The 26,235-nt window shown below is 59.9% G+C and carries 22 protein-coding genes; 15 read left to right on the top strand and 7 right to left on the bottom strand.

Going from position 1 to position 26,235, the window contains the following annotated elements; all coding sequences use genetic code 11:
- Nucleotides 1-485: 485 nt before the first annotated feature.
- Nucleotides 486-1,226, bottom strand: a complete 741-nt coding sequence (locus PMA3_RS20535; RefSeq protein ID WP_064678903.1) for a phosphoadenylyl-sulfate reductase — start codon at nucleotides 1,224-1,226, stop codon at nucleotides 486-488.
- Between the two features lie 173 nt (nucleotides 1,227-1,399).
- Here PMA3_RS20535 and thrH point away from each other — a divergent pair, with 173 nt between their 5' ends.
- On the top strand, nucleotides 1,400-2,017 hold the full coding sequence (gene thrH / locus PMA3_RS20530) for a bifunctional phosphoserine phosphatase/homoserine phosphotransferase ThrH (RefSeq protein WP_064678902.1): 618 nt from the start codon (nucleotides 1,400-1,402) through the stop codon (nucleotides 2,015-2,017).
- 49 nt (nucleotides 2,018-2,066) lie between these two features.
- Here thrH and pabB read toward each other — a convergent pair whose 3' ends face one another.
- The 4 genes from pabB to rloA form a co-directional block, all read right to left on the bottom strand.
- Entirely contained in the window at nucleotides 2,067-3,404 is a 1,338-nt protein-coding gene (gene pabB / locus PMA3_RS20525; RefSeq protein ID WP_064678901.1) for an aminodeoxychorismate synthase component I, read from the bottom strand.
- Between the two features lie 226 nt (nucleotides 3,405-3,630).
- Nucleotides 3,631-4,617 (bottom strand): alpha-L-glutamate ligase-like protein, encoded by a 987-nt coding sequence (locus PMA3_RS20520; protein WP_064678900.1) that lies wholly within the window; start codon nucleotides 4,615-4,617, stop codon nucleotides 3,631-3,633.
- Nucleotides 4,617-6,152, bottom strand: a complete 1,536-nt coding sequence (gene rloB, locus PMA3_RS20515) for an osmotic stress tolerance membrane protein RloB (protein WP_064678899.1) — start codon at nucleotides 6,150-6,152, stop codon at nucleotides 4,617-4,619. Before rloB ends, PMA3_RS20520 begins: the two co-directional genes overlap by 1 nt.
- A 5-nt stretch (nucleotides 6,153-6,157) precedes the next feature.
- Nucleotides 6,158-6,694, bottom strand: coding sequence for a retropepsin-like aspartic peptidase RloA (rloA, locus tag PMA3_RS20510; RefSeq protein ID WP_064678898.1), 537 nt, complete (start codon nucleotides 6,692-6,694; stop codon nucleotides 6,158-6,160).
- 295 nt (nucleotides 6,695-6,989) lie between these two features.
- On the opposite strand from rloA, the gene PMA3_RS20505 reads away from it, so the two are divergent.
- From PMA3_RS20505 to prpD, 6 genes are all read left to right on the top strand, one after another.
- A complete protein-coding gene (locus tag PMA3_RS20505) occupies nucleotides 6,990-7,712 on the top strand; it encodes a GntR family transcriptional regulator (protein WP_064678897.1) in 723 nt (240 codons plus the stop codon).
- Nucleotides 7,709-8,599, top strand: a complete 891-nt coding sequence (prpB, locus tag PMA3_RS20500) for a methylisocitrate lyase (protein ID WP_064678896.1) — start codon at nucleotides 7,709-7,711, stop codon at nucleotides 8,597-8,599. Before PMA3_RS20505 ends, prpB begins: the two co-directional genes overlap by 4 nt.
- 138 nt (nucleotides 8,600-8,737) lie before the next feature.
- Nucleotides 8,738-9,865: a bifunctional 2-methylcitrate synthase/citrate synthase gene (prpC, locus tag PMA3_RS20495; protein ID WP_064678895.1), complete on the top strand. Its 1,128-nt coding sequence runs from the start codon at nucleotides 8,738-8,740 to the stop codon at nucleotides 9,863-9,865.
- A gap of 189 nt (nucleotides 9,866-10,054) precedes the next feature.
- Nucleotides 10,055-12,649: a Fe/S-dependent 2-methylisocitrate dehydratase AcnD gene (acnD, locus tag PMA3_RS20490; protein WP_064678894.1), complete on the top strand. Its 2,595-nt coding sequence runs from the start codon at nucleotides 10,055-10,057 to the stop codon at nucleotides 12,647-12,649.
- A gap of 66 nt (nucleotides 12,650-12,715) precedes the next feature.
- Nucleotides 12,716-13,918 (top strand): 2-methylaconitate cis-trans isomerase PrpF, encoded by a 1,203-nt coding sequence (prpF, locus tag PMA3_RS20485; RefSeq protein WP_064678893.1) that lies wholly within the window; start codon nucleotides 12,716-12,718, stop codon nucleotides 13,916-13,918.
- A 175-nt stretch (nucleotides 13,919-14,093) separates the two neighbouring features.
- On the top strand, nucleotides 14,094-15,578 hold the full coding sequence (gene prpD / locus PMA3_RS20480) for a 2-methylcitrate dehydratase (protein WP_064678892.1): 1,485 nt from the start codon (nucleotides 14,094-14,096) through the stop codon (nucleotides 15,576-15,578).
- Nucleotides 15,579-16,157: 579 nt separating this feature from the next.
- Here prpD and ppsR read toward each other — a convergent pair.
- Nucleotides 16,158-16,976: a posphoenolpyruvate synthetase regulatory kinase/phosphorylase PpsR gene (ppsR, locus tag PMA3_RS20475; RefSeq protein WP_064678891.1), complete on the bottom strand. Its 819-nt coding sequence runs from the start codon at nucleotides 16,974-16,976 to the stop codon at nucleotides 16,158-16,160.
- A gap of 174 nt (nucleotides 16,977-17,150) precedes the next feature.
- Between ppsR and ppsA the strand changes: the two genes are divergently transcribed.
- The 8 genes from ppsA (at nucleotide 17,151) to PMA3_RS20435 (ending at nucleotide 25,333) form a co-directional block, all read left to right on the top strand.
- Complete coding sequence (ppsA, locus tag PMA3_RS20470; protein ID WP_064678890.1) at nucleotides 17,151-19,526, top strand: phosphoenolpyruvate synthase; 2,376 nt, start codon at nucleotides 17,151-17,153, stop codon at nucleotides 19,524-19,526.
- Nucleotides 19,527-19,733: 207 nt separating this feature from the next.
- A complete protein-coding gene (locus tag PMA3_RS20465) occupies nucleotides 19,734-20,729 on the top strand; it encodes an alpha/beta fold hydrolase (RefSeq protein ID WP_064678889.1) in 996 nt (331 codons plus the stop codon).
- A gap of 132 nt (nucleotides 20,730-20,861) precedes the next feature.
- Nucleotides 20,862-21,353, top strand: a complete 492-nt coding sequence (gene rraA, locus PMA3_RS20460) for a ribonuclease E activity regulator RraA (protein ID WP_064678888.1) — start codon at nucleotides 20,862-20,864, stop codon at nucleotides 21,351-21,353.
- A gap of 25 nt (nucleotides 21,354-21,378) precedes the next feature.
- Complete coding sequence (locus tag PMA3_RS20455; protein WP_064678887.1) at nucleotides 21,379-22,374, top strand: zinc transporter ZntB; 996 nt, start codon at nucleotides 21,379-21,381, stop codon at nucleotides 22,372-22,374.
- A 64-nt stretch (nucleotides 22,375-22,438) separates the two neighbouring features.
- On the top strand, nucleotides 22,439-22,687 hold the full coding sequence (locus PMA3_RS20450) for a hypothetical protein (protein WP_064678886.1): 249 nt from the start codon (nucleotides 22,439-22,441) through the stop codon (nucleotides 22,685-22,687).
- 2 nt (nucleotides 22,688-22,689) lie between these two features.
- Nucleotides 22,690-23,514: a mechanosensitive ion channel family protein gene (locus tag PMA3_RS20445; RefSeq protein WP_064678885.1), complete on the top strand. Its 825-nt coding sequence runs from the start codon at nucleotides 22,690-22,692 to the stop codon at nucleotides 23,512-23,514.
- Nucleotides 23,515-23,600: 86 nt separating this feature from the next.
- The gene (gene sigX, locus PMA3_RS20440; protein WP_064678884.1) at nucleotides 23,601-24,191 is read left to right on the top strand and encodes an RNA polymerase sigma factor SigX; all 591 of its coding nucleotides are present in this window, start codon (nucleotides 23,601-23,603) and stop codon (nucleotides 24,189-24,191) included.
- A gap of 107 nt (nucleotides 24,192-24,298) precedes the next feature.
- Entirely contained in the window at nucleotides 24,299-25,333 is a 1,035-nt protein-coding gene (locus PMA3_RS20435) for an OmpA family protein (RefSeq protein WP_064678883.1), read from the top strand.
- Nucleotides 25,334-25,417: 84 nt separating this feature from the next.
- On the opposite strand, the gene cobA is transcribed toward PMA3_RS20435, so the two are convergent.
- On the bottom strand, nucleotides 25,418-26,230 hold the full coding sequence (cobA, locus tag PMA3_RS20430) for a uroporphyrinogen-III C-methyltransferase (protein WP_064678882.1): 813 nt from the start codon (nucleotides 26,228-26,230) through the stop codon (nucleotides 25,418-25,420).
- Nucleotides 26,231-26,235 lie beyond the last annotated feature (5 nt).

Genomic DNA, 26,235 nt, shown 5'->3' with positions numbered 1-26,235 from the left:
GGGATAGGGCGCTTCAGGCTTGCGGATCTAAAGTGTTTTTATGTTTTGATTGGATTGTATACAAAACATGTATGCACTAAAGCCAGATCTGTGCCAGTTGCGGATCTATCGGTGGCGGGGTTAATTTCGTTTTGTTATCTGTAAGAGATAAGTGACTGAAATCAAGGCGATATAAATTGACCGATTGAACAGGTATTTATTTCTCGGTGTGATTTTTGAGAAGGGTCGCTTGGGAAAGTCAGGGGAGGTGGATGTAACTTTTTGGGGCGCATAAACGAAAAGTGCACACACAAATGGCACCGATAGTGACATTCATGTGTACACATTTATTGGCGGGCCGCTGACCCTGTAGGAGCGAGCTTGCTCGCGATGGTCGTCAACGATGACACGGCCATCCTGATACCCCGCTGCGCTCTCAGGTTCTTCGTCGGAACGCCGCCCGGAGCAAGCTCGCTCCTACAGGGGGAACTCCACAAGGCTGGAGGTTATGCCTTTGATTTGCTGATGATATTCCCCGCATGCAACCCGCATTCTTTCTGCGTCGCTTCTTCCCACCACCAGCGACCTTCACGCTCGTGCTGGTTTGGCAGCACAGGGCGGGTGCAGGGCTCGCAGCCAATACTGATGAAGCCGCGTTCATGCAGGCTGTTGTACGGCAGCTCGAGCATGCGGATGTAGCCCCAGATCTCTTCGCTGGTCATCTGTGCCAACGGGTTGAATTTGTACAGGGTGCGTTCCGGCGTCGAAAACGCGGTGTCGATTTCCATCACCGCGACGGCGCTGCGGGTGCCCGGGCTCTGGTCGCGACGCTGGCCGGTGGCCCAGGCTTTCACGCTCGAGAGCTTGCGACGCAGCGGCTCGATTTTGCGGATACCGCAACATTCGCCATGGCCGTCCTTGTAGAAACTGAACAGACCTTTTTCCTTCACGAAGGGTTCCAGTTTCGTGTGGTCCGGCGACACCAGTTCAATCTCGATCTTGTAGTGCTCGCGCACCTGATCGATGAAACGATAGGTCTCGGGGTGCAGGCGACCGGTGTCGAGGCTGAACACCTTGACGTTTTTGTTCAGCTTCCAGGCCATGTCTACCAGCACCACGTCTTCGGCGCCGCTGAAAGATATCCACAGGTCATCGCCGAACTCGGCGAACGCGAGCTTCAGGATGTCCTGGGCGGATTTGTTGGCATAGGTCGTGGCGAGTTCCACGACATCGAACGATGGGCTCATCAGGGCGGTTTCCTACAGGTCGGCGGCGCTGGGCGCTCTATATGGGGCTGATGGTAACAAAATCCTGCAGTGACTGGCGCGCCCTCTGCGTTGCACGGGCCGGCCCGAGTCGCTAGAGTTCGGCAGTCCTTTTGCTCGCTCGACTCAATAATCACTACAAATGGGAGTGTCTCGTGGAAATTGCCTGTCTGGATCTTGAAGGTGTGCTGGTCCCGGAAATCTGGATCGCCTTCGCCGAAAAAACCGGGATCGAATCCCTCAAGGCCACCACCCGGGACATCCCCGACTACGACGTGCTGATGAAACAGCGCCTGCGGATTCTCGACGAACACGGCTTGAAGCTGTCCGACATCCAGGAAGTGATCGCCTCGCTCAAGCCGCTGGACGGCGCCGTCGAGTTCGTCAACTGGCTGCGCGAGCGGTTTCAGGTGGTGATTCTGTCGGATACCTTCTACGAATTTTCCCAGCCGCTGATGCGTCAACTGGGTTTCCCGACGTTGCTGTGCCACCGCCTGGTAACAGATGACTCCGGTCGGGTGACGAGCTATCAGTTGCGTCAGAGAGATCCCAAGCGTCAGTCGGTATTGGCGTTCAAGAGCCTCTATTATCGGGTGATTGCGGCAGGGGATTCCTACAACGACACCACGATGCTGGGCGAGGCGGATGCGGGGATTCTGTTCCATGCGCCGGACAATGTGATTCGCGAGTTTCCGCAGTTCCCGGCGGTGCACAGCTTTGAGGAGTTGAAGCAGGAGTTCATCAAGGCTTCGAATCGGGCCCTGTCCCTGTAAACCCGATCCCCTGTAGGAGCAAGCTCGCTCCTACAGGGGGCGGTGTTGGTCAGAGATTTTGCAGGGTATCGAGCAACACCTTCACCTTGGTAATCGATTCCTGATACTCGGCCTGCCACTCGGAATCGGCGACGATCCCGCCACCGCCCCAGCAACACACCTGCCCATCCTTCACCAGCAAACTGCGAATGGCGATGGAGCTGTCCATCTCGCCGCGCACGTCCAGGTACAGCAACGAACCGCAATACAGCCCGCGTCGGGTCGGCTCCAGTTCATCGATGATCTGCATCGCCCGAATTTTCGGCGCGCCGGTAATCGATCCGCCCGGGAAGCTGCCGGCGATCAGGTCCAGGGCGTCGCGGTCATCCGCCAGTTCCCCGGTGACGCTGCTCACCAGATGATGCACGTTCGGGTAGCTTTCGAGGCTGAACAACTCCGGGACCCGCACCGAACCGATGCGGCAAGTGCGGCCGAGGTCGTTGCGCAGCAAATCGACGATCATCAGGTTTTCCGCGCGGTCCTTGGGGCTGGCCAGCAGTTCGGCGGCGTTCGCCGCATCTTCGGCAGCGGTCAGGCCGCGAGGGCGGGTGCCCTTGATCGGACGGGTTTCCACATGGCGCTCGCTGACTTTGACGAAGCGCTCCGGCGACAGGCTCAGGACCGCGTCGCCATCGGGCAGGCTCTGGAAGCCGGAAAACGGGGTCGGGCATGCTGCGCGCAAGGCGCAGTAGGCGGCCCACGGGTCGCCCTGGCATTGCGCGCGGAAACGCTGGGCGAAGTTGACCTGATAGCAGTCGCCGGCCTGGATATAGTGTTGAATGCGCTCCAGTGCGTGGCGATACTCGTCAGCGCTCAAGTCGGCGCTCATCGGAGCTTTCAGTTTGAAAGGCTCGACCGGATCGATCCCGGGCAGACTGAACAAGGCGATCAGGCGTTGCTGCTCGCTGTCGATCAGCGTCGGGTGAAACACCAACTGAGTGGTCTTGAGTTGATGATCGCTGATCAGGGCCCAGTCATAGAGCCCGAAACGCGCATCCGGCAGTTGCAGGTCGTCCTGGGCCAGGCTTGGCAGATGCTCCAGGTGTCGACCGAAGTCATAGCTCAGGTAGCCGATCAAGCCGCCGGCGAAAGGCAAATCAAGCGGCAGCGTGGCTTCACCCAGCCGTGCCAGGTTATCGCGCAGGCGCTGCAGGAAATCGCCACCGCTTTCGTCAGGCAATACGGCCAGTTGTTCCAGCGGCCAGGCGCTGAGCAGGTCATAGCGACCGCGATCGGCAGTCGGTCGGCCACTGTCGAGCAGTACGGCACCGGGGGCATGACGAATTGCCGCGAAGTAGTCGGCGGGATTGGCGCGATAGGGGAGCGGGTGTACGGAACAGGTCAACATGGGCGGGGCGGATCAGCCATCGAGGCGGGGGTGGCGATTGTAGTCTGCTCGGGGAATTGCTCCTAGAGGGGATGTCGGGGATTGGCAGATTGGCGGCAGGGTTGGGTGCTGTAGTGATAGGGAGTCAGTCTTCGCGAGCAAGCCCGCTCCCACACTTGATCTTTGTCGCACCGAAGATCAAATGTGGGAGCGGGCTTGCTCGCGAAAGGTGCGACTCAGTCCAGGATCAGCCCTCGACCCCGGGTATATGCCCGAACATCTCCTGGACAAACTCCACCCGTTCTTCAACCGTTTCACTGATCCCGCGGGCCTTCAATGATTCAAGCCGCGCTTCAACGGCATGGGTACGCAACGTCAGGCCGCAATCATTGGCAATCTGAATGTTCAACCCGGGACGGGCGTTGAGCTCAAGGATCAGTGGGCCTTTTTCCTGGTCCAGCACCATGTCGACCCCGATGTAGCCCAGCCCGCACAGCTCATAACAGCCGGCGGCCAGTTTCATGAAGCCGTCCCAATAGGGCAGTTGCACGCCGTCCACCGCGTTGGTGGTGTCCGGGTGTTTGGTGATGATGTTGTTCAGCCAGGTGCCGCGCAGGGTCAGGCCGGTGGCGAGGTCGACGCCGACGCCGATGGCGCCCTGGTGCAGGTTGGCCTTGCCGCCGGACTGACGGGTCGGCAAGCGCAGCATGGCCATGACCGGGTAGCCCATCAGCACGATGATGCGGATGTCCGGCACGCCTTCGTAGCTGATGCTCTTGAAGATCTGGTCCGGGGTCACGCGGTATTCGATCAGCGCCCGGTCGCGATGACCGCCCAGCGAATAAAGGCCGGTCAGGATGCTGGAAATCTGGTGCTCGATTTCCTCGTGGCTGATGATCTTGCCGGACACCGTGCGGTAGCGCCCCTCGAAGCGGTCGGCAATCACCAGGATGCCGTCACCGCCGGCACCCTGGGCCGGTTTCACCACGAAGTCGTTGCGCCCGCCGATGATCTCGTCGAGGTTATCGATTTCCTTCTCGGTGGAGATCACGCCATACAATTCCGGCACATGAATGCCGGCGGCGATGGCGCGCTCCTTGGTGATGATCTTGTCATCGACGATCGGGTACAGGCTGCGCTTGTTGTACTTGAGCACATAGTCCGCGTTGCGCCGATTGATCCCCATGATGCCCCGGGCTTCCAGGGCCTTCCAGGTCTTCCAGAGGCCGAACATCAGGCGTCAGCCTTCTTCAGGAAGGCCTTGAAGCGCACCAGTTCAGTCAGGCGGTAGCCGCGATAGCGACCCATGGCCAGCATGAAACCCACCAGGATCAACAGGATCGCCGGGAAGGTGAACACGAAGTACACCAGTTCCGGAACGCTCATGATCAGGTGCGCCAGGGCTGCGGCGAACAACGTACCGATCGCCACTTTCATGGCATGGCCACCGCCGCGCTCTTCCCAGGTGATCGACAGGCGTTCGATGGTCATGGTCAGAATCACCATCGGGAACAGCGCGACCGACAACCCGCGTTCGAGGCCGAGTTTATGGCTGAGCAGGCTGATCGTCGCGATCAGCACCACCACGAAGGTCAGCACCACCGACAGCCTCGGCAGCATTTGCAGCTTCAGGTGTTCAAGGTAGGAACGCAGCGACAGGCCCAATGCCGTGATGATGGTAAACAGCACGATGCCGAAGCCCAGCTGGGTTTCGCGGAAGGCCAGGGCGATCAGTACCGGGGTGAAGGTGCCCAGGGTCTGGATGCCGATCAGGTTGCGCAGGATCAGGATCACCAGGACGCCGATCGGGATCATCACCATGATCATGAAGGTCTGCTGGGTTTGCAGCGGCAGACCGTACAACGAGTATTCGAGGAAGTTGGCGTCGGTGTTTTCGTCCGTCAGCTTGGCCAGGCGAATGGCGTTCATTTCGCTGTTGTTCATGCTGAAGGTCACAGTAGCCTTCTTGCCGCCGTCGACGGTGATCAGGTTTTCGTCGCCGGTCCACCACAGCAGGCGGTCGGTCGGCAGGCCCTGCTCGCCGGTTTCCGGGTTGAAGTACAGCCAGTCGGTGCCGTTGAAGCTACGCAGCCAGAGTTCCGGGGTTTGCGGCTGGTCGGCCACCAGGCGAATGGTGTGGACCTTTTCCACCGGCACGTGGGCGATGGACAGCAGCAATTCGACGATTTTCGCTTTATGCCCGACGGATGGATCGCCCCCCAGCAGCAACTTCACATTGTCATCGTTGAGGTTATTGACGCGCTTGATGGCTTCGCCGATGAAGGTCTCGACGTCGGCCGAGTGCTGGCGGATCGGCGCGAGCAGGGCTTCGGCGGCGATTTTTTCCGGGCCTTCTACGGCAATGCTGTCGCGGAAAGTCGGGCCCTTGATCTTCAATTTCTCGCCGCTGTAACGCTTGGTCAGCACCAGGCGGTAATAGAGGGTCTGGTTGCCCTTGGCCCGACGCGCCGACCAGGTGACCTTGCGATTGCCGTCAACCCGATTCACCGCCACGCCATAGTTATTGGAGATGAAACTCTCGTTCAGGCTGACGTAATCGCGGCTCAGCGGCGGCACGAACATCTGGATCTTGACCGGGTCCTTGGTGCTGGCGACGAACTCGACCTTGGCGTCGATGTTCCACAGGTCGTCGGTGGCGTCTTCGGTCACGGGAATGCCGAGCACAAAGATCTGGTAGGCCGTAACTGAAATGCCCAGCACCACCAGGATGGTGATCAGGAATTTCAGGTGGAGGGTAAGAGAGCGCATTGGAATTACTCTGCGGTATGTGCGTCGGTGGCGCAGGCGGGTTTGCCAGCAGCGTATTTAAGGCTGGGGTCGACCAGCGCATCGAAGCGTTTCAGGGCTTCGGAGCCGATCAAGAGCGGGTATTGGAAGGCGCTTCGGTCGGTCAAGTTCACTTCGATGCTGCGTAAAGCCGAACCCATGCAGATATCGAGCTCGATCACCGGACGGGCGGTGTACTTCTTGCCTGCTTCCGGATCGTAGTCGCCGGCCCTGCGCTTGATCTTGCTGACCCGGGCCAGCGGCCGTTCGATCGGGTGCGAATGGGCGGCGTCGATGGCCAGGTAAAAGCGCACCCAGGACTCGCCATTGCGTTTGAAGCGTTTGATGTCGCGGGCACTCAGGGAGGCGGTTTTCGCTCCGGTGTCGAGTTTGGCGGCGACTTCCAGGTTGATGCCGTTCAGCGAGGCGTACTCGTTGAGGCCGTACACGGTTTTTTCCCCCGCCGCGGCATAACCGGGCAGGCAGAGCATAAAGAGGAATGCGGGGAAGGGCTTGAGTCTCATAAATCCTGGTGCGCGGCGGTCCATACTTCAGTTCAAGGCCCTGGCATCGCTGCGCAAGCTCCCTCGTATGCCTATCAACGATGACAAGCCGTGCAGATGTCACAAACAAATGCGGCCGGCATTCTAGCACGGTGGTTTTATGGCGCCAGCGCTGGCGGCTGGCTATAAACCCAGCGACTGCGCTGATGGAATACAGACGGTTATTAGACGATTGTCGACAATACCTAATTATCCTTTGACTATACGGCCCGTATTCGTTAGTTTTTGCGGCATTGGTTATCAAGGTGTCGACAATATGCTGGACCAACCCGATCCGCCGGTCATTGTGCAAGACGATTCGGAAACACTTTCCGAGAATGTCTTCCGACGCATTCAGGCGGCCATCGTCAAAGGCGAAATCGCCCCGGGCAGCAAGATCTCCGAGCCGGAGCTGGCGCGCACCTACGGCATCAGCCGCGGCCCGTTGCGTGAGGCAATCCACCGCCTGGAAGGCCAGCGCCTGTTGGTGCGCATACCGCACGTCGGCGCACGGGTGGTGTCGCTCAACCATGCCGAGCTGCTGGAGCTCTACGAAATCCGCGAGTCCCTCGAAGGCATGGCTTGCCGTCTGGCGGCCGAACGCATGACCCTCGAAGAAATCGACGAACTGCGCCGGGTCCTCGAAACCCACGAGCGCGATGCGGCGTTTCAGGCGGGTGTCGGCTACTACCAGCAGGAAGGCGATTTCGACTTCCATTACCGAATCATCCAGGGCAGCGGCAACCGCACCCTGACCCAGATGCTCTGCGGCGAGCTCTATCAACTGGTGCGCATGTACCGCATCCAGTTTTCGACCACGCCCAATCGGCCGCGCCAGGCCTTTGCCGAGCACCACCGGATTCTCGACGCCATCGCCGACCGTGACGGTGAGCTGGCCGAGTTGTTGATGCGCCGCCACATCGGCGCCTCCAAACGCAATATCGCCCGTCACTACCAGGACGGCGTTAACCCGACAGCCACTGAACGAGGTGAGTCATGAGTTCCAACAAGAGCACTCCAGGCCAGCGTTTCCGCGATGCGGTCGCCAGCGAACATCCGCTGCAAGTCGTTGGCGCGATCAACGCCAACCACGCACTGCTGGCCAAGCGCGCCGGTTTCAAGGCTATCTATCTGTCCGGTGGCGGGGTGGCTGCAGGCTCCCTCGGCGTGCCGGACCTGGGCATTACCGGTCTCGATGACGTGCTGACCGATGTGCGTCGCATCACCGACGTCTGCGACCTGCCGCTGCTGGTGGACGTGGACACCGGTTTCGGCTCCTCGGCGTTCAACGTGGCGCGCACCGTCAAGTCGATGATCAAGTTCGGCGCGGCGGCGATCCACATCGAAGACCAGGTCGGCGCCAAGCGCTGCGGCCACCGTCCTAATAAAGAGATCGTGTCGCTGCAGGAAATGGTCGACCGCATCAAGGCCGCCGTCGATGCCCGCACCGATGACAGCTTCGTGATCATGGCCCGCACCGACGCCCTGGCGGTGGAAGGACTGGAATCGGCCCTGGAGCGCGCTGAAGCGTGCATCGAAGCCGGTGCCGACATGATCTTCCCGGAAGCCATCACCGAACTTGAGATGTACAAGCTGTTCGCCAGCCGCGTGAAAGCGCCGATCCTGGCCAACATCACCGAGTTCGGCGCGACGCCGCTGTACACCACCGAACAGCTCGCAGGCGCCGATGTGTCGCTGGTGCTGTACCCGCTGTCGGCGTTCCGTGCGATGAACAAGGCCGCGGAAAACGTCTACACCGCCATCCGCCGCGATGGCACGCAGCAGAATGTCATCGACACCATGCAGACCCGCATGGAGCTTTACGATCGCATCGACTACCACACCTTCGAGCAGAAGCTCGATGCGTTGTTTGCCGCGAAGAAGTAATGAACACCCTGTAGGAGCGAAGCTTGCTCGCGAAGAGGGACTGACATTCAGCATTAATGTCGCCTGAGACACCGCCTTCGCGAGCAAGCTTCGCTCCTACAAGTTTCCCTAACAAATTCAAGAAAACTGGAGACAGCAATGGCCGAAGCAAAAGTACTCAGTGGCGCCGGGCTCCGTGGCCAGGTTGCCGGGCAAACCGCCCTGTCCACCGTGGGCCAGTCGGGCGCAGGCCTGACCTATCGCGGCTACGACGTTCGCGAACTGGCGGCTGACGCCCAATTCGAAGAAGTGGCCTACCTGCTGCTGTACGGCGAACTGCCGACCCAAGCACAACTCGCCGCCTACATCAGCAAACTGGGCAAGCTGCGCGACCTGCCGCAAGCCTTGAAAGAAGTGCTGGAACGCATCCCCGTCGACGCCCACCCGATGGACGTGATGCGCACCGGTTGCTCGTTCCTGGGCAACATCGAACCGGAGAACGACTTCTCCGAACAGCATGACAAGACCGACCGCCTGCTGGCCGCGTTCCCGGCGATCATGTGCTACTGGTATCGCTTCAGCCACGAGGGCAAGCGCATCGACTGCGTGAGCGACGAGCAAACCATCGGCGGTCACTTCCTGCACCTGCTGCACGACAAGAAGCCGAGCGAGTTGCACGTCAAGGTGATGAACGTTTCGCTGATCCTCTATGCGGAACACGAATTCAACGCCTCGACCTTCGCCGCGCGGGTTTGCGCCTCGACGCTGTCTGATCTGTTTTCCTGCGTCACGGCGGCGATCGGTACTTTGCGCGGTCCGCTGCACGGCGGCGCCAACGAAGCGGCGATGGAAATGATCGAACGTTTCAGTTCGCCGGAGGAAGCGATCAAGGGCACCCTCGGCATGCTCGAGCGCAAGGACAAGATCATGGGCTTCGGTCACGCGATCTATAAGGAAAACGATCCGCGCAACGAGGTGATCAAGGCCTGGTCGAAGAAACTCGCTGACGAAGTGGGCGACACGGTGCTGTTCCCGGTCTCCGAAGCCATCGACAAGACCATGTGGGAGCAGAAGAAACTGTTCCCGAACGCCGACTTCTACCATGCGTCGACGTATCACTTCATGGGCATTCCAACCAAGTTGTTCACTCCGATATTCGTCTGCTCGCGCCTGACCGGCTGGGCGGCGCATGTGTTTGAGCAACGTGCCAACAACCGCATCATCCGCCCGAGCGCCGAGTACACCGGCGTCGAACAGCGCAAGTTCGTGCCAATCGAACAACGCTGACCGGGGAGGGCCGGCTGAACCGGGAACCTGTAGGAGCGAAGCTTGCTCGCGAAGTCGGACTGACATTCAACATCGATGTCGACCGACAGACCGTATTCGCGAGCAAGCTTCGCTCCTACAGGACCGTGTTGACTTCGAAATCTGTGCCAGGCCCCACCTTTTGAAACTACCGTGACCGAGTCCCTGACGATGAACACTGAATTCCGCAAACCGCTGCCCGGCAGCCATCTGGATTACTTCGACGTCCGTGCGGCTGTCGAGGCCATCCAGCCCGGCGCCTACGACACTCTGCCGTACACCTCCCGCGTGCTGGCGGAAAACCTGGTGCGTCGCTGTGACCCGGCCACGCTCACCGAATCCCTGAAGCAATTCATCGAGCGCAAACGCGACCTCGATTTCCCATGGTTCCCGGCCCGCGTGGTGTGCCACGACATTCTCGGCCAGACCGCCCTGGTGGACCTTGCCGGCCTGCGTGACGCCATCGCCCTGCAAGGCGGCGACCCGGCGCAGGTGAACCCGGTGGTGCCGACGCAATTGATCGTCGACCATTCCCTGGCCGTTGAACGCGGAGGCTTCGATCCGGAAGCGTTCGAGAAGAACCGCGCCATCGAAGACCGTCGCAACGAAGACCGCTTCCACTTCATCAACTGGACCAAAAAAGCCTTCAAGAACGTGGATGTGATTCCGCCGGGCAACGGCATCATGCACCAGATCAACCTGGAGAAAATGTCTCCGGTGATCCAGGTGCGTGATGGCGTGGCCTTTCCCGACACCTGCGTCGGCACCGACAGCCACACCCCGCATGTCGATGCGCTGGGCGTGATTGCCATCGGCGTCGGTGGCCTGGAAGCCGAGAGCGTGATGCTCGGCCGCGCGTCGTGGATGCGTCTGCCGGAAAGCGTCGGCGTCGAACTGACCGGCAAGTTGCAACCGGGCATCACTGCCACTGACATGGTGCTGGCGCTGACCGAGTTCCTGCGCCAGCAAAAAGTCGTCGGGGCCTGGCTGGAGTTCTTCGGCGAAGGCGCTTCCGCGCTGACCCTCGGCGACCGCGCGACCATTTCCAACATGGCCCCGGAGTACGGTGCCACTGCGGCGATGTTCTACATCGACCAGCAAACCATCGACTACCTCAAGCTCACCGGTCGTGAAGACGAGCAGGTGCAGTTGGTCGAGAACTACGCCAAGACCACAGGTCTGTGGGCTGACAGCTTGAAGAATGCGCAATACGAGCGCGGGTTGACCTTCGACTTGTCCTCGGTGGTGCGCAACATGGCCGGCCCGAGCAACCCGCACGCCCGCGTCGCCACCTCGGATCTCGCGGCTCAAGGCATCTCCGGTCAGTGGACCGAAGTGCCCGGCCAGATGCCGGACGGCGCAGTGATCATCGCCGCCATCACCAGTTGCACCAACACCAGCAACCCGCGCAACGTCATCGCCGCCGGCCTGCTGGCGCGCAATGCCAACAAGCTTGGGTTGACCCGCAAACCTTGGGTCAAGTCGTCCCTGGCGCCGGGTTCGAAAACCGTGGCGCTGTACCTCGACGAGGCCGGCCTGACCAGCGAGCTGGAACAACTCGGTTTCGGCATCGTCGCCTTCGCTTGCACGACGTGCAACGGCATGTCCGGCGCGCTGGACCCGGTGATCCAGCAAGAGATCATCGACCGCGACCTGTACGCCACTGCGGTGTTGTCCGGTAACCGCAACTTCGACGGCCGGATTCACCCGTACGCCAAGAATGCGTTCCTCGCTTCGCCGCCGCTGGTCGTGGCTTACGCCATCGCCGGGACCATCCGTTTCGACATCGAAAAAGACGTGTTGGGTGTGGTCGACGGTAAGGAAATCCGCCTGAAAGACATCTGGCCGAGCGACGAAGAAATCGACGCAGTGGTCAAGGCATCGGTCAAACCTGAACAGTTCCGCCAGGTCTACATCCCGATGTTCGCCATCCATGAAGACACCGGGCCGAAAGTGACCCCGCTGTACGACTGGCGCGAAATGAGCACCTATATCCGCCGTCCGCCGTACTGGGAAGGCGCACTGGCCGGCGCACGTCCGCTCAAGGGCATGCGTCCGCTGGCGGTGCTGCCGGACAACATCACCACCGATCACCTGTCGCCTTCCAACGCGATCATGCTCGACAGCGCTGCTGGCGAATACCTGGCGAAAATGGGCCTGCCGGAAGAAGACTTCAACTCGTACGCGACCCACCGTGGCGACCACTTGACTGCGCAGCGCGCGACTTTCGCCAACCCGAAACTGTTCAACGAAATGGTCCAGGAAAACGGCAAGGTCAAGCAGGGTTCTTTGGCCCGCGTCGAGCCGGAAGGCAAAGTGATGCGCATGTGGGAAGCCATCGAAACCTACATGGAACGCAAGCAGCCGCTGATCATCATCGCCGGCGCCGACTACGGTCAGGGTTCGTCCCGGGACTGGGCGGCCAAGGGCGTGCGCCTGGCGGGTGTGGAAGCGATTGCGGCCGAAGGTTTCGAGCGCATCCACCGCACCAACCTGGTGGGCATGGGCGTGTTGCCGCTGGAGTTCAAACCGGGCACCGACCGCCACACGCTGAACATCGATGGCAGCGAAACCTATGACGTGATCGGCGAACGCACCCCACGTGCCAAGCTGACGCTGGTGATCAACCGCAAGAACGGCGAACGCGTCGAAGTGCCGGTGACCTGCCGTCTCGACACCGCCGAAGAAGTGTCGATCTACGAGGCCGGCGGCGTGCTGCAACGCTTCGCCCAGGACTTCCTCGAAGAATCGGCGGTCGCCGTTTAACACGCGCCAAGCGGGCACGGGACTTCAGGTCCCGTGTTTGTTTTCAGATCAGGAGTAAGCAGCACCATGGCTCACGCAGCTACTTTTCCAAAGCAAATAAGGATACCCGCCACCTACATGCGTGGCGGCACCAGCAAAGGCGTGTTCTTCAGTCTGAAAGACTTGCCTGAAGCCGCACAGATTCCCGGCCCCGCTCGCGATGCGCTGTTACTGCGCGTGATCGGCAGCCCCGACCCCTACGATAAGCAAATCGACGGCATGGGTGGCGCGACCTCCAGCACCAGCAAAACCGTGATCCTGTCGAAAAGCATCAAGGCCGATCACGACGTCGATTACCTGTTCGGCCAGGTCTCCATCGACAAGCCATTCGTCGACTGGAGCGGCAACTGCGGCAACCTGTCGGCGGCGGTCGGTTCGTTTGCCATCAGCAACGGCCTGGTGGACGCCAGCCGCATCCCGCACAACGGCGTGGCCGTGGTTCGGGTGTGGCAGGCCAACATCGGCAAGACCATCATCGCCCATGTGCCGATCACCAACGGTGAGGTGCAGGAAACCGGCGACTTCGAACTCGACGGCGTGACCTTCCCGGCCGCCGAAGTGCAAGTCGAATTCATGGACCCGGCAGCGGAAGAAGAGGGTGGCGGTGGTTCGATGTTCCCCACCGGCAACCTGGTGGATGACCTGGAAGTGCCCGGGGTCGGGACCTTCAAGGCGACCATGATCAATGCCGGTATTCCGACTATCTTCGTCAATGCCGAAGACATCGGTTACACCGGCACCGAGCTGCAGGGCGCGATCAACGGCGATCCGAAAGCGCTGCTGATGTTTGAAACCATTCGGGCGTATGGCGCGCTACGTATGGGCTTGATCAAGGATCTGGACGAAGCGGCCAAGCGTCAGCACACGCCCAAGGTGGCGTTCGTGGCCAAGCCGGCGGATTACGTGGCGTCCAGCGGCAAGGCGATTGCGGCGGGTGATGTCGACCTGCTGGTGCGTGCGCTGTCCATGGGCAAGCTGCACCACGCGATGATGGGCACGGCGGCGGTGGCAATCGGTACGGCTGCAGCGATCTCCGGCACCCTGGTGAACCTCGCCGCGGGCGGTATCGAACGCAACGCCGTGCGCTTCGGTCATCCGTCCGGCACCTTGCGTGTGGGCGCCGAGGCCAGTCTGGTCAACGGTGAATGGACCGTGAACAAGGCCATCATGAGCCGCAGCGCACGGGTGTTGATGGAAGGCTACGTCCGCGTGCCGGGCGACTCCTTCTAACCCACACAAGACCCCTGTAGGAGCCAGGCTTGCCGGCGAAGGCGTCCGCAAGATCGCCTTCGCCGGCAAGCCTGGCTCCTACAGGACCGCATTTCACAATAAGAAAGTAGCGACCCACTGAGATTTAACCTGAACCGAGGTCCCATCAACGAACCACTGACCGAGTGAATCGAACATGAGCGCCAACGTCGACCTGAACAACCGCCCGGACTACGACAAGGTCCTGCAGGACATCGCCGACTATGTCCTGACTTTCAACATCGAATCCGTCGAAGCCCTCGACACCGCCCGCAACTGCCTGATGGACACCCTCGGCTGCGGCCTGCTGGCCCTGCGCTTCCCCGAATGCACCAAACACCTGGGCCCCATCGTCGAAGGTACCGTCGTGCCTTTCGGTGCGCGAGTGCCGGGCACCAGTTACCGCCTCGATCCAGTCAAGGCCGCCTGGGACATCGGTTGCATCGTCCGCTGGCTCGACTACAACGACACCTGGCTCGCCGCGGAATGGGGCCATCCGTCCGATAACCTGGGTGGCATTCTCGCGGTGGCCGACCACCTGTCGCAAAAGCGCCTGGCCAATGGCGAGGCGCCGCTGACCGTCCGCACGGTGCTTGAAGCCATGATCATGGCCCATGAGATTCAGGGCGTCATCGCGCTGGAAAACTCCTTCAACCGCGTAGGCCTCGACCACGTCATCCTGGTAAAAGTCGCCTCGACGGCGGTCACCGCCAAACTGATGGGCGCCAGTCGCGAGCAGTTGCTCTCTGCCTTATCCCACGCCTTCGCCGATGGGCAGGCGTTGCGCACCTACCGCCACGCGCCGAATGCCGGGTCGCGAAAATCCTGGGCAGCGGGGGACGCGTCCAGCCGTGGCGTGCGTCTGGCGGACATCGCAATGCGCGGTGAAATGGGCATCCCTGGCGTGCTGACCGCCAGGCAGTGGGGCTTCTACGACGTATTGTTCAGCCACACCAACAACGATCTGGCGCTCAAGCCTGAAGACAAACGTGCTTTCAGTTTTACCCGGTCGTTCGGCAGCTACGTCATGGAAAACATCCTGTTCAAAATCAGCTTCCCCGCCGAATTCCATGCGCAAACCGCCTGCGAAGCGGCGGTGACCCTGCATCCGCAAGTCAGGAATCGCCTGCACGAAATCGACAAAATCGTCATCACCACCCACGAGTCGGCCATCCGCATCATTTCCAAGGTCGGCCCGTTGGCCAATGCCGCCGACCGTGATCACTGCATCCAGTACATGACAGCTGTGCCGCTGGCCTTCGGCAATCTGGTGGCGGAGCAATACGAAGATGATTTCCATGCCGCCCATCCGATTATCGATGTGCTACGCGAGAAAATGGTCATCGTCGAAGATCCGCGCTACACCCGCGAGTACCTGGAAGCCGACAAGCGGTCCATCGCCAATGCGGTGCAGGTGTTTTTCAAGGACGGCTCGAGCACCGAAAACGTGGTGGTCGAGTACCCGATCGGCCATCGTCGGCGCCGTGCCGACGGTATTCCACTGCTGGAGGACAAGTTCAAGGCGAACCTGGCGACGCGGTTTACGGCGCAGCGAAGTGCCGAGATATTTGAGTTATGCAAGGACCAGGCGAAGCTTGAGGCCGCACCGGTGAACAGGTTTGTGGATTTATTCGTGATCTGACGCCATCCCCGTAGGAGCCAGGCTTGCCGGCGAAGGCGTCCTCGAGTGCGCCATCCCCGTAGGAGCCAGGCTTGCCGGCGAAGGCGTCCTCGAGTGCGCCATCCCCGTAGGAGCCAGGCTTGCCGGCGAAGGCGTCCTCGAGTGCGCCATCGCCGTAGGAGCCAGGCTCGCCGGCGAAGGCGTCCTCGAATGCGCCATCCCCGTAGGAGCCAGGCTTGCCGGCGAAGGCGTCCTCGAATGCGCCATCCCCGTAGGAGCCAGGCTTGCCGGCGAAGGCGTCCTCGAATGCGCCATCCCCGTAGGAGCCAGGCTTGCCGGCGAAGGCGTCCTCGAATGCGCCATCCGAGCCAGGCTTGCCGGCGAAGGCGTCCTCGAATGCGCCATCCCCGTAGGAGCCAGGCTTGCCGGCGAAGGCGTCCTCGAGTGCGCCATCGCCGTAGGAGCCAGGCTCGCCGGCGAAGGCGTCCTCGAGTGCGCCATCCCTGTAGGAGCCAGGCTTGCCGGCGAAGGCGTCCTCGAGTGAGCCTTCGCCGGCAAGCCTGGCTCCTACGCGATGGCGGCCGGGCAGGCGCTAAAGAATTACTTGAACCGCCGCTCAACCCCTTTCTCCACCAGAATCTTCGCCGAAATTTCCTCAACGGAGAAATGCGTGGAGTTGATGTGCGGGATGTTCTCGCGACGAAACAGGTTCTCCACCTCGCGCACTTCGAACTCGCACTGGGCGTAGCTCGAATAGCGGCTGTTGGGCTTGCGCTCGTGGCGGATCGCGGTGAGGCGGTCCGGGTCGATGGTCAGGCCGAACAGCTTGTGCTGGTGGGTGCGCAGGGCCGTCGGCAGCTGCAGGCGCTCCATGTCGTCTTCGGTCAACGGGTAATTGGCTGCGCGGATGCCGAATTGCATGGCCATGTACAGACACGTCGGCGTCTTACCACAACGCGACACGCCCACTAGGATCAGGTCCGCCTTGTCGTAATAATGCGTGCGCGCACCGTCGTCGTTGTCGAGGGCGAAGTTGACCGCCTCGATGCGTTCCATGTAATTGGAGTTGCTGCCAATCGAGTGGGACTTGCCGACGGTGTACGAAGAATGCTCGGTCAATTCCTGTTCAAGAGGCGCCAGAAAGGTCGAGAATATGTCGATCATGAAACCATTGGACGTTGCGAGGATCTCACGGATGTCCTGATTGACGATGGTGTCGAAGATGATCGGCCGGAAGCCGTCGTTTTCGGCGGCTTTGTTGATTTGTTGTACCATGGCCCGCGCTTTATCCGCGTTGTCGATGTACGGTCGCGTGAATTTGCTGAAGGTAATGTTTTCGAACTGCGCCAGAAGGCTTTGGCCGAGGGTTTCGGCTGTGATGCCGGTACCGTCGGAAATAAAGAAGGCAGATCGTTTCATTTGCACCTTGGGCCTTAAGCTAGTGACGAATCTTGGATATGATAGGCGCGATTTGCCGGCCGCCAGTGGCCCGCATTCTCACTTATTTTCCAGGTCCAGGCCATACAGCTGGCAAACGCTCCCTGGAGCAGCCGGCTTCTGAGCTTATCCAACACAGTTAGTGGAGAGATCACCTTGGTAGAGTACGTAGTTTCCCTCGATAAGCTCGGCGTCCATGATGTGGAGCACGTAGGGGGCAAGAACGCATCCCTGGGCGAGATGATCAGTAACCTGGCCGGTGCCGGTGTATCGGTGCCCGGTGGCTTCGCCACGACAGCTCAGGCTTATCGTGATTTTCTGGAGCTGAGCGGCCTGAACGATCAGATCCATGCCGCGCTCGACGCGCTGGACGTCGAAGATGTGAACGCCCTGGCCAAGACCGGTGCGCAGATCCGCCAATGGATCATGGAAGCCGAATTCCCCGAGAAGCTCAACGCCGAAATCCGCACCGCGTTCGCCACGCTGTCGGCCGGCAACCCTGACATGGCCGTGGCCGTGCGCTCTTCGGCGACCGCTGAAGACTTGCCGGACGCTTCCTTCGCCGGTCAGCAGGAAACCTTCCTGAACATCCGTGGCGTCGAAAACGTCATTCGCGCGGCGAAAGAAGTGTTCGCCTCGCTGTTCAACGATCGCGCCATCTCCTACCGCGTCCACCAGGGCTTCGACCACAAGCTGGTGGCCCTGTCGGCCGGCGTGCAGCGCATGGTCCGCTCCGAAACCGGCACCGCCGGCGTGATGTTCACCCTCGATACCGAATCGGGCTTCCGTGACGTGGTGTTCATCACCGGCGCCTACGGCCTGGGTGAAACCGTCGTACAAGGCGCGGTGAACCCGGATGAATTCTACGTCCACAAAGGCACGCTGGAAGCCGGTCGTCCGGCCATCCTGCGTCGCAACCTGGGCAGCAAAGCCATCAAGATGATCTACGGCGAAGTGGCCACGGCCGGTAAATCGGTCAAGACCATCGACGTCGACAAGGCCGATCGCGCCCGTTTCTGCCTGAGCGACGCCGAAGTCAGCGAGCTGGCCAAGCAAGCGATGATCATCGAGAAGCACTACAAGTGCCCGATGGACATCGAGTGGGCCAAAGACGGCGACGACGGCAAGCTCTATATCGTTCAGGCCCGTCCTGAAACCGTGAAGAGCCGTACCTCGGCCAACGTCATGGAACGCTACCTGTTGAAAGAAACCGGCACCGTGCTGGTTGAAGGTCGCGCCATCGGCCAGCGCATCGGCGCCGGCAAGGTCCGCATCATCAAGGACGTGTCCGAGATGGACAAGGTCCAGCCAGGCGACGTACTGGTCTCCGACATGACCGACCCGGACTGGGAACCGGTCATGAAGCGCGCCAGCGCCATCGTCACCAACCGTGGCGGCCGTACCTGCCACGCGGCGATCATCGCTCGCGAGCTGGGCATCCCGGCCGTGGTCGGTTGCGGCAACGCCACCCAGCTGTTGCAGGACGGCCAGGGCGTGACCGTTTCCTGCGCTGAAGGCGACACCGGCTACATCTTCGAAGGCGAACTGGGCTTCGACATCAAGAAGAACTCCGTGGATGCCATGCCGGATCTACCGTTCAAGATCATGATGAACGTCGGCAACCCGGATCGCGCCTTCGACTTCGCGCAACTGCCGAACGCCGGTGTGGGCCTGGCCCGCCTGGAATTCATCATCAACCGCATGATCGGTGTTCATCCGAAAGCGCTGTTGAACTACGACGGTCTGCCACAGGACATCAAGGACAGCGTCGACAAGCGCATCGCCGGTTACGACGATCCGGTTGGCTTCTATGTCGACAAACTGGTTGAAGGCATCAGCACCCTGGCTGCTGCGTTCACCCCGAAAAAGGTCATCGTGCGTCTGTCGGACTTCAAGTCCAACGAATACGCCAACCTGATCGGCGGCAAGCTCTACGAGCCGGAAGAAGAAAACCCGATGCTGGGCTTCCGCGGTGCTTCGCGTTACATCAGCGAAGCGTTCCGTGACTGCTTCGAGCTCGAGTGCCGCGCCCTCAAGCGCGTACGTAACGAGATGGGCCTCACCAACGTTGAAATCATGGTGCCGTTCGTCCGTACACTGGGCGAAGCTAGCCAGGTGATCGATCTGTTAGCCGAAAATGGCCTGGCCCGCGGCGAGAATGGTCTGCGCATCATCATGATGTGCGAGCTACCGTCCAACGCGATCCTCGCCGAAGAGTTCCTCGAGTTCTTCGACGGCTTCTCCATCGGTTCCAACGACCTGACCCAGCTGACCCTGGGCCTGGACCGTGACTCCGGGATCATCGCGCACTTGTTCGACGAGCGTAATCCGGCGGTCAAGAAGCTGTTGGCCAACGCGATCCAGGCCTGTAACAAGGCCGGCAAGTACATCGGCATCTGCGGTCAGGGCCCTTCGGACCACCCTGATCTGGCCAAGTGGCTGATGGAGCAGGGCATTGAAAGCGTTTCGTTGAACCCTGATTCCGTGCTGGAAACCTGGTTCTTCCTGGCGGAAGGTCAAGCCTCGGCTTGATCCTGTAGGAGCAGCCGGTCGACGCTCGATTGCTCGCGATGGACGGCTGAACACCGCGTTTATTCAGAATAAACGCGTCATCGTTGGCGACCATCGCGAGCAAGCTCGCTCCTACAATGATTGGCGGCGCGGTCGATGACCGGTTTCTTCAGAGATTCAAGCAGGGCGGGCTCCTCTGGAAGCCGCCCTTTTTTGTGCAAGAGCATTATGCAAAGCAGCAGCAACCTATTTCCTGTCGCCCTGATCAGCGCCGAACGACGCGGTGATCTGAGCGAAGATGTCTATCGTTTGAAACCCGGCAACAGCCCCGACGGCACCGTCGAACTGGCTGTGACACGTCTTGGCTTGGCCGACGAGCCCGCCGTGCGTGGCGTGCCGGTGATCCTGTTGCATGGCAGCTTTTCCAATCGCCGTTTCTGGTTTTCCCCCAAAGGCCTGGGGCTGGGCGCTTATCTGGCGCGCCTGGGCTTCGATGTGTGGATCGCGGAAATGCGCGGTCATGGCCTGTCCCAGCGCAACCAGAACTATCGCAACAACCGCGTTGCCGACTACGCTCGATACGATTTGCCTGCCATTGGCGCCTTCGTGCGTGAGCAAAGTGACCAGGTCCCGCACTGGATCGGTCACTCCCTCGGCGGCATTACGCTGGCTGCGGCATTGGGCGGTGACTACATCGGCGAAGCGCTCGTGGCGTCGGCGGCCTTCTTCGGCACACAGGTCAGCCGCACCTACTGGCCGTTGAAATTTCCGCCGGTGGAGTGGAGCGGGCGCTTTATTCTCAAGCGTTTTGCCCAGCTGTCGGGGTCGCGGCTCAAGCGCGGCCCGGAGGACGAGCCCATTGGCCTGGCGCTGGAAAGCATGCGCTGGTATGGCCTGTTCGGGCGTTTTGGCGATGCCGACAAGGATTGGTGGGCCGGACTGGCCGACGTCAAGTTGCCCGTGCTGGCCGTGAGTGCCACGGGTGACCATCAGGATCCGGCCTGGGCTTGTCAAAAACTGTTCGATCAGGTGGGTTCCGAGCATAAACAATTCATTACCCTGGGTCGCGAACAGGGCTTTGGCGATAATTTCGGTCACGTGGAAATGCTCGTCAGCAAAGCGGCCCAGACCGAAGTCTGGCCATTGGTCGCTCGCTGGCTGACTGATCAGCGCACACCGTTGCTCGGCGAAAAAACGGATTTGGTCACGGCGATCCGAGCCTGACGCTCTAACAAGGGCATTTCGCTCTCATCGGCTTGCGGCTAAGATATGACGCGTTGAGTTGTTCTGGTCATTTTCGATGGCTGTGCCCTCAGTGATGTTCGTGCTTGCCTTCCTCTCTACAGGAGTTTCTCGATGAAACATTACCTCACGCCTGACCTGTGCGACGCCTATCCGGAGCTGGTACAGGTGCTGGAACCGATGTTCAGCAATTTCGGCGGCCGTGATTCTTTCGGTGGTGAAATCGTGACCATCAAATGTTTCGAAGACAATTCGCGGGTAAAGGAGCAGGTCGAGCTCAAGGGGAATGGCAAAGTGCTGGTGGTCGACGGTGGCGGTTCCCTGCGTCATGCGTTGCTGGGTGACATGCTGGCCGAGAAAGCCGCGAAAAACGGTTGGGAAGGGCTGGTGATCTACGGTTGCATCCGCGACGTAGATATCATCGCGCAGACCGATCTGGGCGTTCAGGCCCTCGCCAGCCACCCGAGGAAATCCAACAGGCGTGGTGTCGGCGATCTCAACGTGCCTGTGACCTTTGCCGGCGTGACGTTCCACCCGGGCCATTACATTTATGCGGACAACAACGGCGTGATCATCTCGCCAAGCCCGCTGGAAATGCCTGAATAAGCTGGCGTCTGACAAAGGGGTGAGGATGTTCGAGGAAGAAAACGCGCAGTGGGGGCTGGTACATGCCCTGGTGCTGGACGGTAAAGGCGGTGCGCGTTCGATAGCCCGGACTGAACTCGATGACTTGCAGCTGCAGGCCCATGAAAGCCTGTGGCTGCACTGGGACCGCAGTCACCCGCAAACCCACACCTGGCTGCGTAAATCCAGCGGCCTGAGCGAATTCAGCTGTGACCTGCTGCTCGAAGAAAACACCCGGCCGCGGCTTCTGCCATTGCCGGACTCCGAACTGCTGCTGTTTTTGCGCGGGGTCAACCTCAACCCCGGGGCCGAACCGGAAGACATGGTGTCGGTGCGGATCTTCGCCTCGGCCAAGCGGATCATATCCCTGCGGTTGCGTCCATTGCGCGCCACCGATGAACTGCTGGTGCAGCTCGCGGAAGGCAAAGGACCGAAAACCGCCTCTGAACTCATCCTTTATATGGCTCAGTACCTCACCAACAAGGTGCAGGATCTGGTCAGTTGCCTCTCGGAAGTGGTCGATGAGGAAGAAGAAAAGCTGGATACCGACGAACGGTACACTCCCGAGCATGGAGCCGTTTTGCAGATCCGGCGCAGGGCGGCTGCGCTCAAACGTTTTCTCGCTCCGCAACGGGATATTTTCGGTCAGCTGACACGGATAAAACTACCCTGGTTCGTCGAGGACGATGGCGATTACTGGAACGAATTGAACAACAGCCTGACCCGTTATCTGGAGGAGCTGGAATTGACCCGGGAGCGGGTGGGGCTGGTCCTCGAGGCCGAAGATAGACGTTTGAGCGTGCGCATGAGCCGCACGATGTACCGCTTCGGGATCATCACCGGGATCTTTTTGCCGATGAGTTTTCTGACCGGTCTTCTGGGGATCAACGTCGGCGGAATCCCGTTCTCCGAAAGCCCTTATGGCTTCCCCGTAGCCTGTCTGTTGATGCTCTCTGTGGCACTGGGGCAGTGGTGGTTATTCCGACGTTTGCGCTGGGTCTGACGGTGTGCCATGTGACCCGGGCAAATTTGATCGCGTCTTTTCTCAGACATCACGAGAGGTGCGTATGCACGATCCGTTCGAACAGTCTTTGCGTGACATGCTCAAGGCATCACCGTCCACCCGGGACGACGATGCGTGCCTTGGCCGTGTACTGAAAACCGCCAACCGCCAGGTCGGCGCCGGTGATCTGTTCAGCCTGCTGGGCCGCTGGCTGCCCGCGCTGATGATTGCCTTGAATAACGGATCGGCCCACGTCTCGCCGGTCTCCCGTCACCGTAAACCTACCGCTCGCACTGCAGATAAGGCTGATTGAATATGGAACTTGATCTCTGGACTCAGAGCCTCGTCACTGCAATGACTGCGTTATGGACCAAGGTTGCGAATTTCATCCCGAACCTGTTCGGTGCACTGGTTGTTTTGCTATTGGGTTTCGTCGTTGCGAAACTTTTGGACACTTTGTTGTCCAAGTTGCTCGCCAAGCTGGGACTCGATCGTCTGATGGGCGGTACCGGCCTGACCAAATTGCTGTCCCGGGCCGGTCTGCAAGTGCCGATCTCGACGTTGATCGGGAAGATCGTCTACTGGTTCGTCCTGCTGATTTTTTTGGTTTCGGCCGCAGAATCCCTTGGACTTGAACGAGTTTCAGCTACGCTGGATATGCTTGCGCTATATTTGCCGAAGGTATTCGGTGCCGCGCTGGTGCTGCTGGTGGGTGTGTTGCTGGCGCAATTGGCCAATGGGCTGGTGCGTGGAGCGGCAGAGGGTGTAGGACTGGATTACGCTGCCGGCCTGGGGCGAATTGCCCAAGGCCTGGTGATTATCATCAGTATTTCGGTCGCGATCAGCCAGTTGGAGGTCAAGACTGACCTGCTCAACCATGTGATTGTGATCGTTTTGATTACCGTTGGTCTGGCGGTTGCGCTGGCCATGGGATTGGGAAGCCGGGAAATTGCCGGGCAGATTCTTGCGGGAATCTATGTGCGTGAGTTGTATCAGGTTGGGCAACAAGTGAGCGTTGGCGAGGTCGAAGGTCAGATCGAAGAGATCGGCACGGTTAAAACCACATTGCTGACCGATGAGGGTGAGCTAGTCTCTCTCTCCAATCGGATCCTCCTGGAGCAGCATGTGAGTAGCCGCTAACCCGGCAAACCCTGCTAATGTATGCCGCCGCTGAAAGCCCGCAAGGGCCGCGGCGGACATTGACCTGACTGTCGGCCCGACTTGTTTTGAATAAAGCTCAATCGCTCTCCACGCGCTACGACCCCCGCGAGCTCTCTGATGAGGAGTTGGTCGCGCGCTCGCACACCGAGCTGTTTCACGTAACGCGCGCCTATGAAGAACTGATGCGGCGTTACCAGAGAACATTATTTAACGTCTGTGCACGGTACCTTGGGAACGATCGCGACGCAGACGATGTCTGTCAGGAAGTGATGCTGAAGGTGTTGTATGGCTTGAAGAACTTCGAGGGGAAATCGAAGTTCAAGACATGGCTATATAGCATCACGTACAACGAATGCATCACGCAGTATCGGAAAGAACGGCGAAAGCGTCGCTTGATGGATGCTTTGAGTCTGGACCCCCTCGAGGAAGCGTCTGAAGAAAAGGCGCCGAAACCCGAGGAAAAGGGTGGACTTGATCGCTGGTTAGTGTATGTGAATCCGATCGACCGTGAAATTCTAGTGCTACGATTTGTCGCAGAGCTGGAGTTTCAAGAGATCGCAGACATCATGCACATGGGTTTGAGTGCGACAAAAATGCGTTACAAACGTGCTCTAGACAAATTGCGTGAGAAATTTGCAGGCGTTGCTGAAACTTAGTTCAGAGCAAATATCTCTTACGTGTAGGCAAGTTCTGATAGACTTGCCGCCGAGTTGTCCCCCGGTTTGCGGGACTGCTTCACAATCACCAGATGGGGATTTAACGGATGAAACTGAAAAACACCTTGGGCTTGGCCATTGGTTCTTTGATTGCCGCCACTTCTTTCGGCGCTCTGGCACAAGGCCAAGGCGCAGTGGAAATCGAAGGCTACGCAAAGAAGCAATATTTCGATAGCGACCGTAACTTCAAGAACGACGGCATCCTGCCGGGTGGTTCGATCGGTTACTTCCTGACTGATGACGTTGAACTGCGTCTGGCCTACGACGAAGTACACAACGCCGTAACTGATGATGGCCAGGACGTTAAGGGCTCGAACGCAGCTCTGGACGGTCTGTACCACTTCAACAACCCAGGCGACATGGTTCGTCCGTACCTCTCCGGCGGTTTCTCCCACCAGAGCATCGACCAGAACGGTTCGGGCGGTCGTAACCACTCCACCTTCGCCAACGTTGGCGGCGGTGCCAAGCTGTACTTCACCGAGAACTTCTACGCCCGTGCTGGCGTTGAAGCTCAATACAACATCGACCAGGGCAACACCGAGTGGGCTCCTAGCGTCGGTATCGGTGTGAACTTCGGTGGCGGCTCCAAGCCTGCCGCTGCTCCAGTTCCAGCACCCGCTGAAGTCTGCTCCGACAGCGACAACGATGGCGTGTGCGACAACGTCGACAAGTGCCCGGATACCCCAGCCAACGTAACTGTTGACGCTGATGGCTGCCCGGCAGTTGCTGAAGTTGTTCGTGTTGAGCTGGACGTGAAGTTCGACTTCGACAAGTCGGTAGTCAAGCCTAACAGCTACGGCGACATCAAAAACCTCGCTGACTTCATGAAGCAGTACCCATCGACCAGCACCACTGTTGAAGGTCACACTGACTCCGTCGGTCCTGACGCTTACAACCAGAAACTGTCCGAGCGTCGTGCAAACGCCGTTAAGCAAGTTCTGACCAACCAGTACGGTGTTGAATCGACCCGCGTTCAGTCTGTTGGCTACGGCGAAACCCGCCCAGTTGCCGACAACGCTACTGACGCTGGCCGTGCTGTAAACCGTCGCGTAGAAGCGCAGGTTGAAGCTAACGCTAAGTAATTAGCGCGCAGCTCTGAAAAGCCCGGCTTCGGCCGGGCTTTTCTATGTCTGCGATTTGAGTTCTGGCGTTACTTGTAGAGCGAGCTAGCTCCGGGCGGCGTTCCGACGATGGTCGTCAACGATAACGCTACCAGAATGACACCCCGCGATGTTCTCAGGTTCATCGCGAGCAAGCTCGCTCCTACAATGATCAGGGCCTGCCACAGTGCCAATCACCAGGATCGCCGGGCTCTTAAGCTCAAAGGCGCAGGCATCTTCCTCCATGGCCGTCAGGTCACTGCGACATTCCCGCTGATGGGGCAGGGATGCGTTTTCAATCATCGCCACCGGCATATCCGCCGCCATTCCGCCGGCCAGCAGTTGCTCACGGATCTCGCTCAGCTTCGCCACCCCCATGTAGATCACCAGGGTCGTGCCGCCTTGGGCCAGCGCTTGCCAGTTCAGGCTGCTGCCATCCTGGGTGTGGGCAGTCACCAGCGTCACGCCACGCGCAACGCCGCGCAGGGTCAACGGAATATCGCACTGCGTCGCACCGGCAAGCCCGGCAGTGATGCCATTGACCAGCTCCGCCTCGACACCCCGTTCCCGTAGCCACTGTGCCTCTTCACCGCCCCGGCCAAAGATGCACGGATCGCCACCCTTGAGCCGCACCACGCATTTGCCATGACGGGCATAACGCAGCATCAGGCGATGGATGAACGCCTGGGGCGTAGAGCGACAGCCACCGCGCTTGCCCACCGGAATGATCCGCGCCTGGGGGCAATGCTCCAGCACCGCGACGTTGACCAGATCGTCGATCAGCACCACATCCGCTTCTCGCAGTGCCCGTACCGCTTTGAGGGTCAGTAATTCCGGGTCGCCAGGACCCGCACCCACCAGCCAGACTTTTGCGCTCATAGTGT

The organism is Pseudomonas silesiensis (assembly GCF_001661075.1).
GTDB lineage: Bacteria > Pseudomonadota > Gammaproteobacteria > Pseudomonadales > Pseudomonadaceae > Aquipseudomonas > Aquipseudomonas silesiensis.
This window is presented reverse-complemented; position numbering and strand designations above follow the sequence as displayed.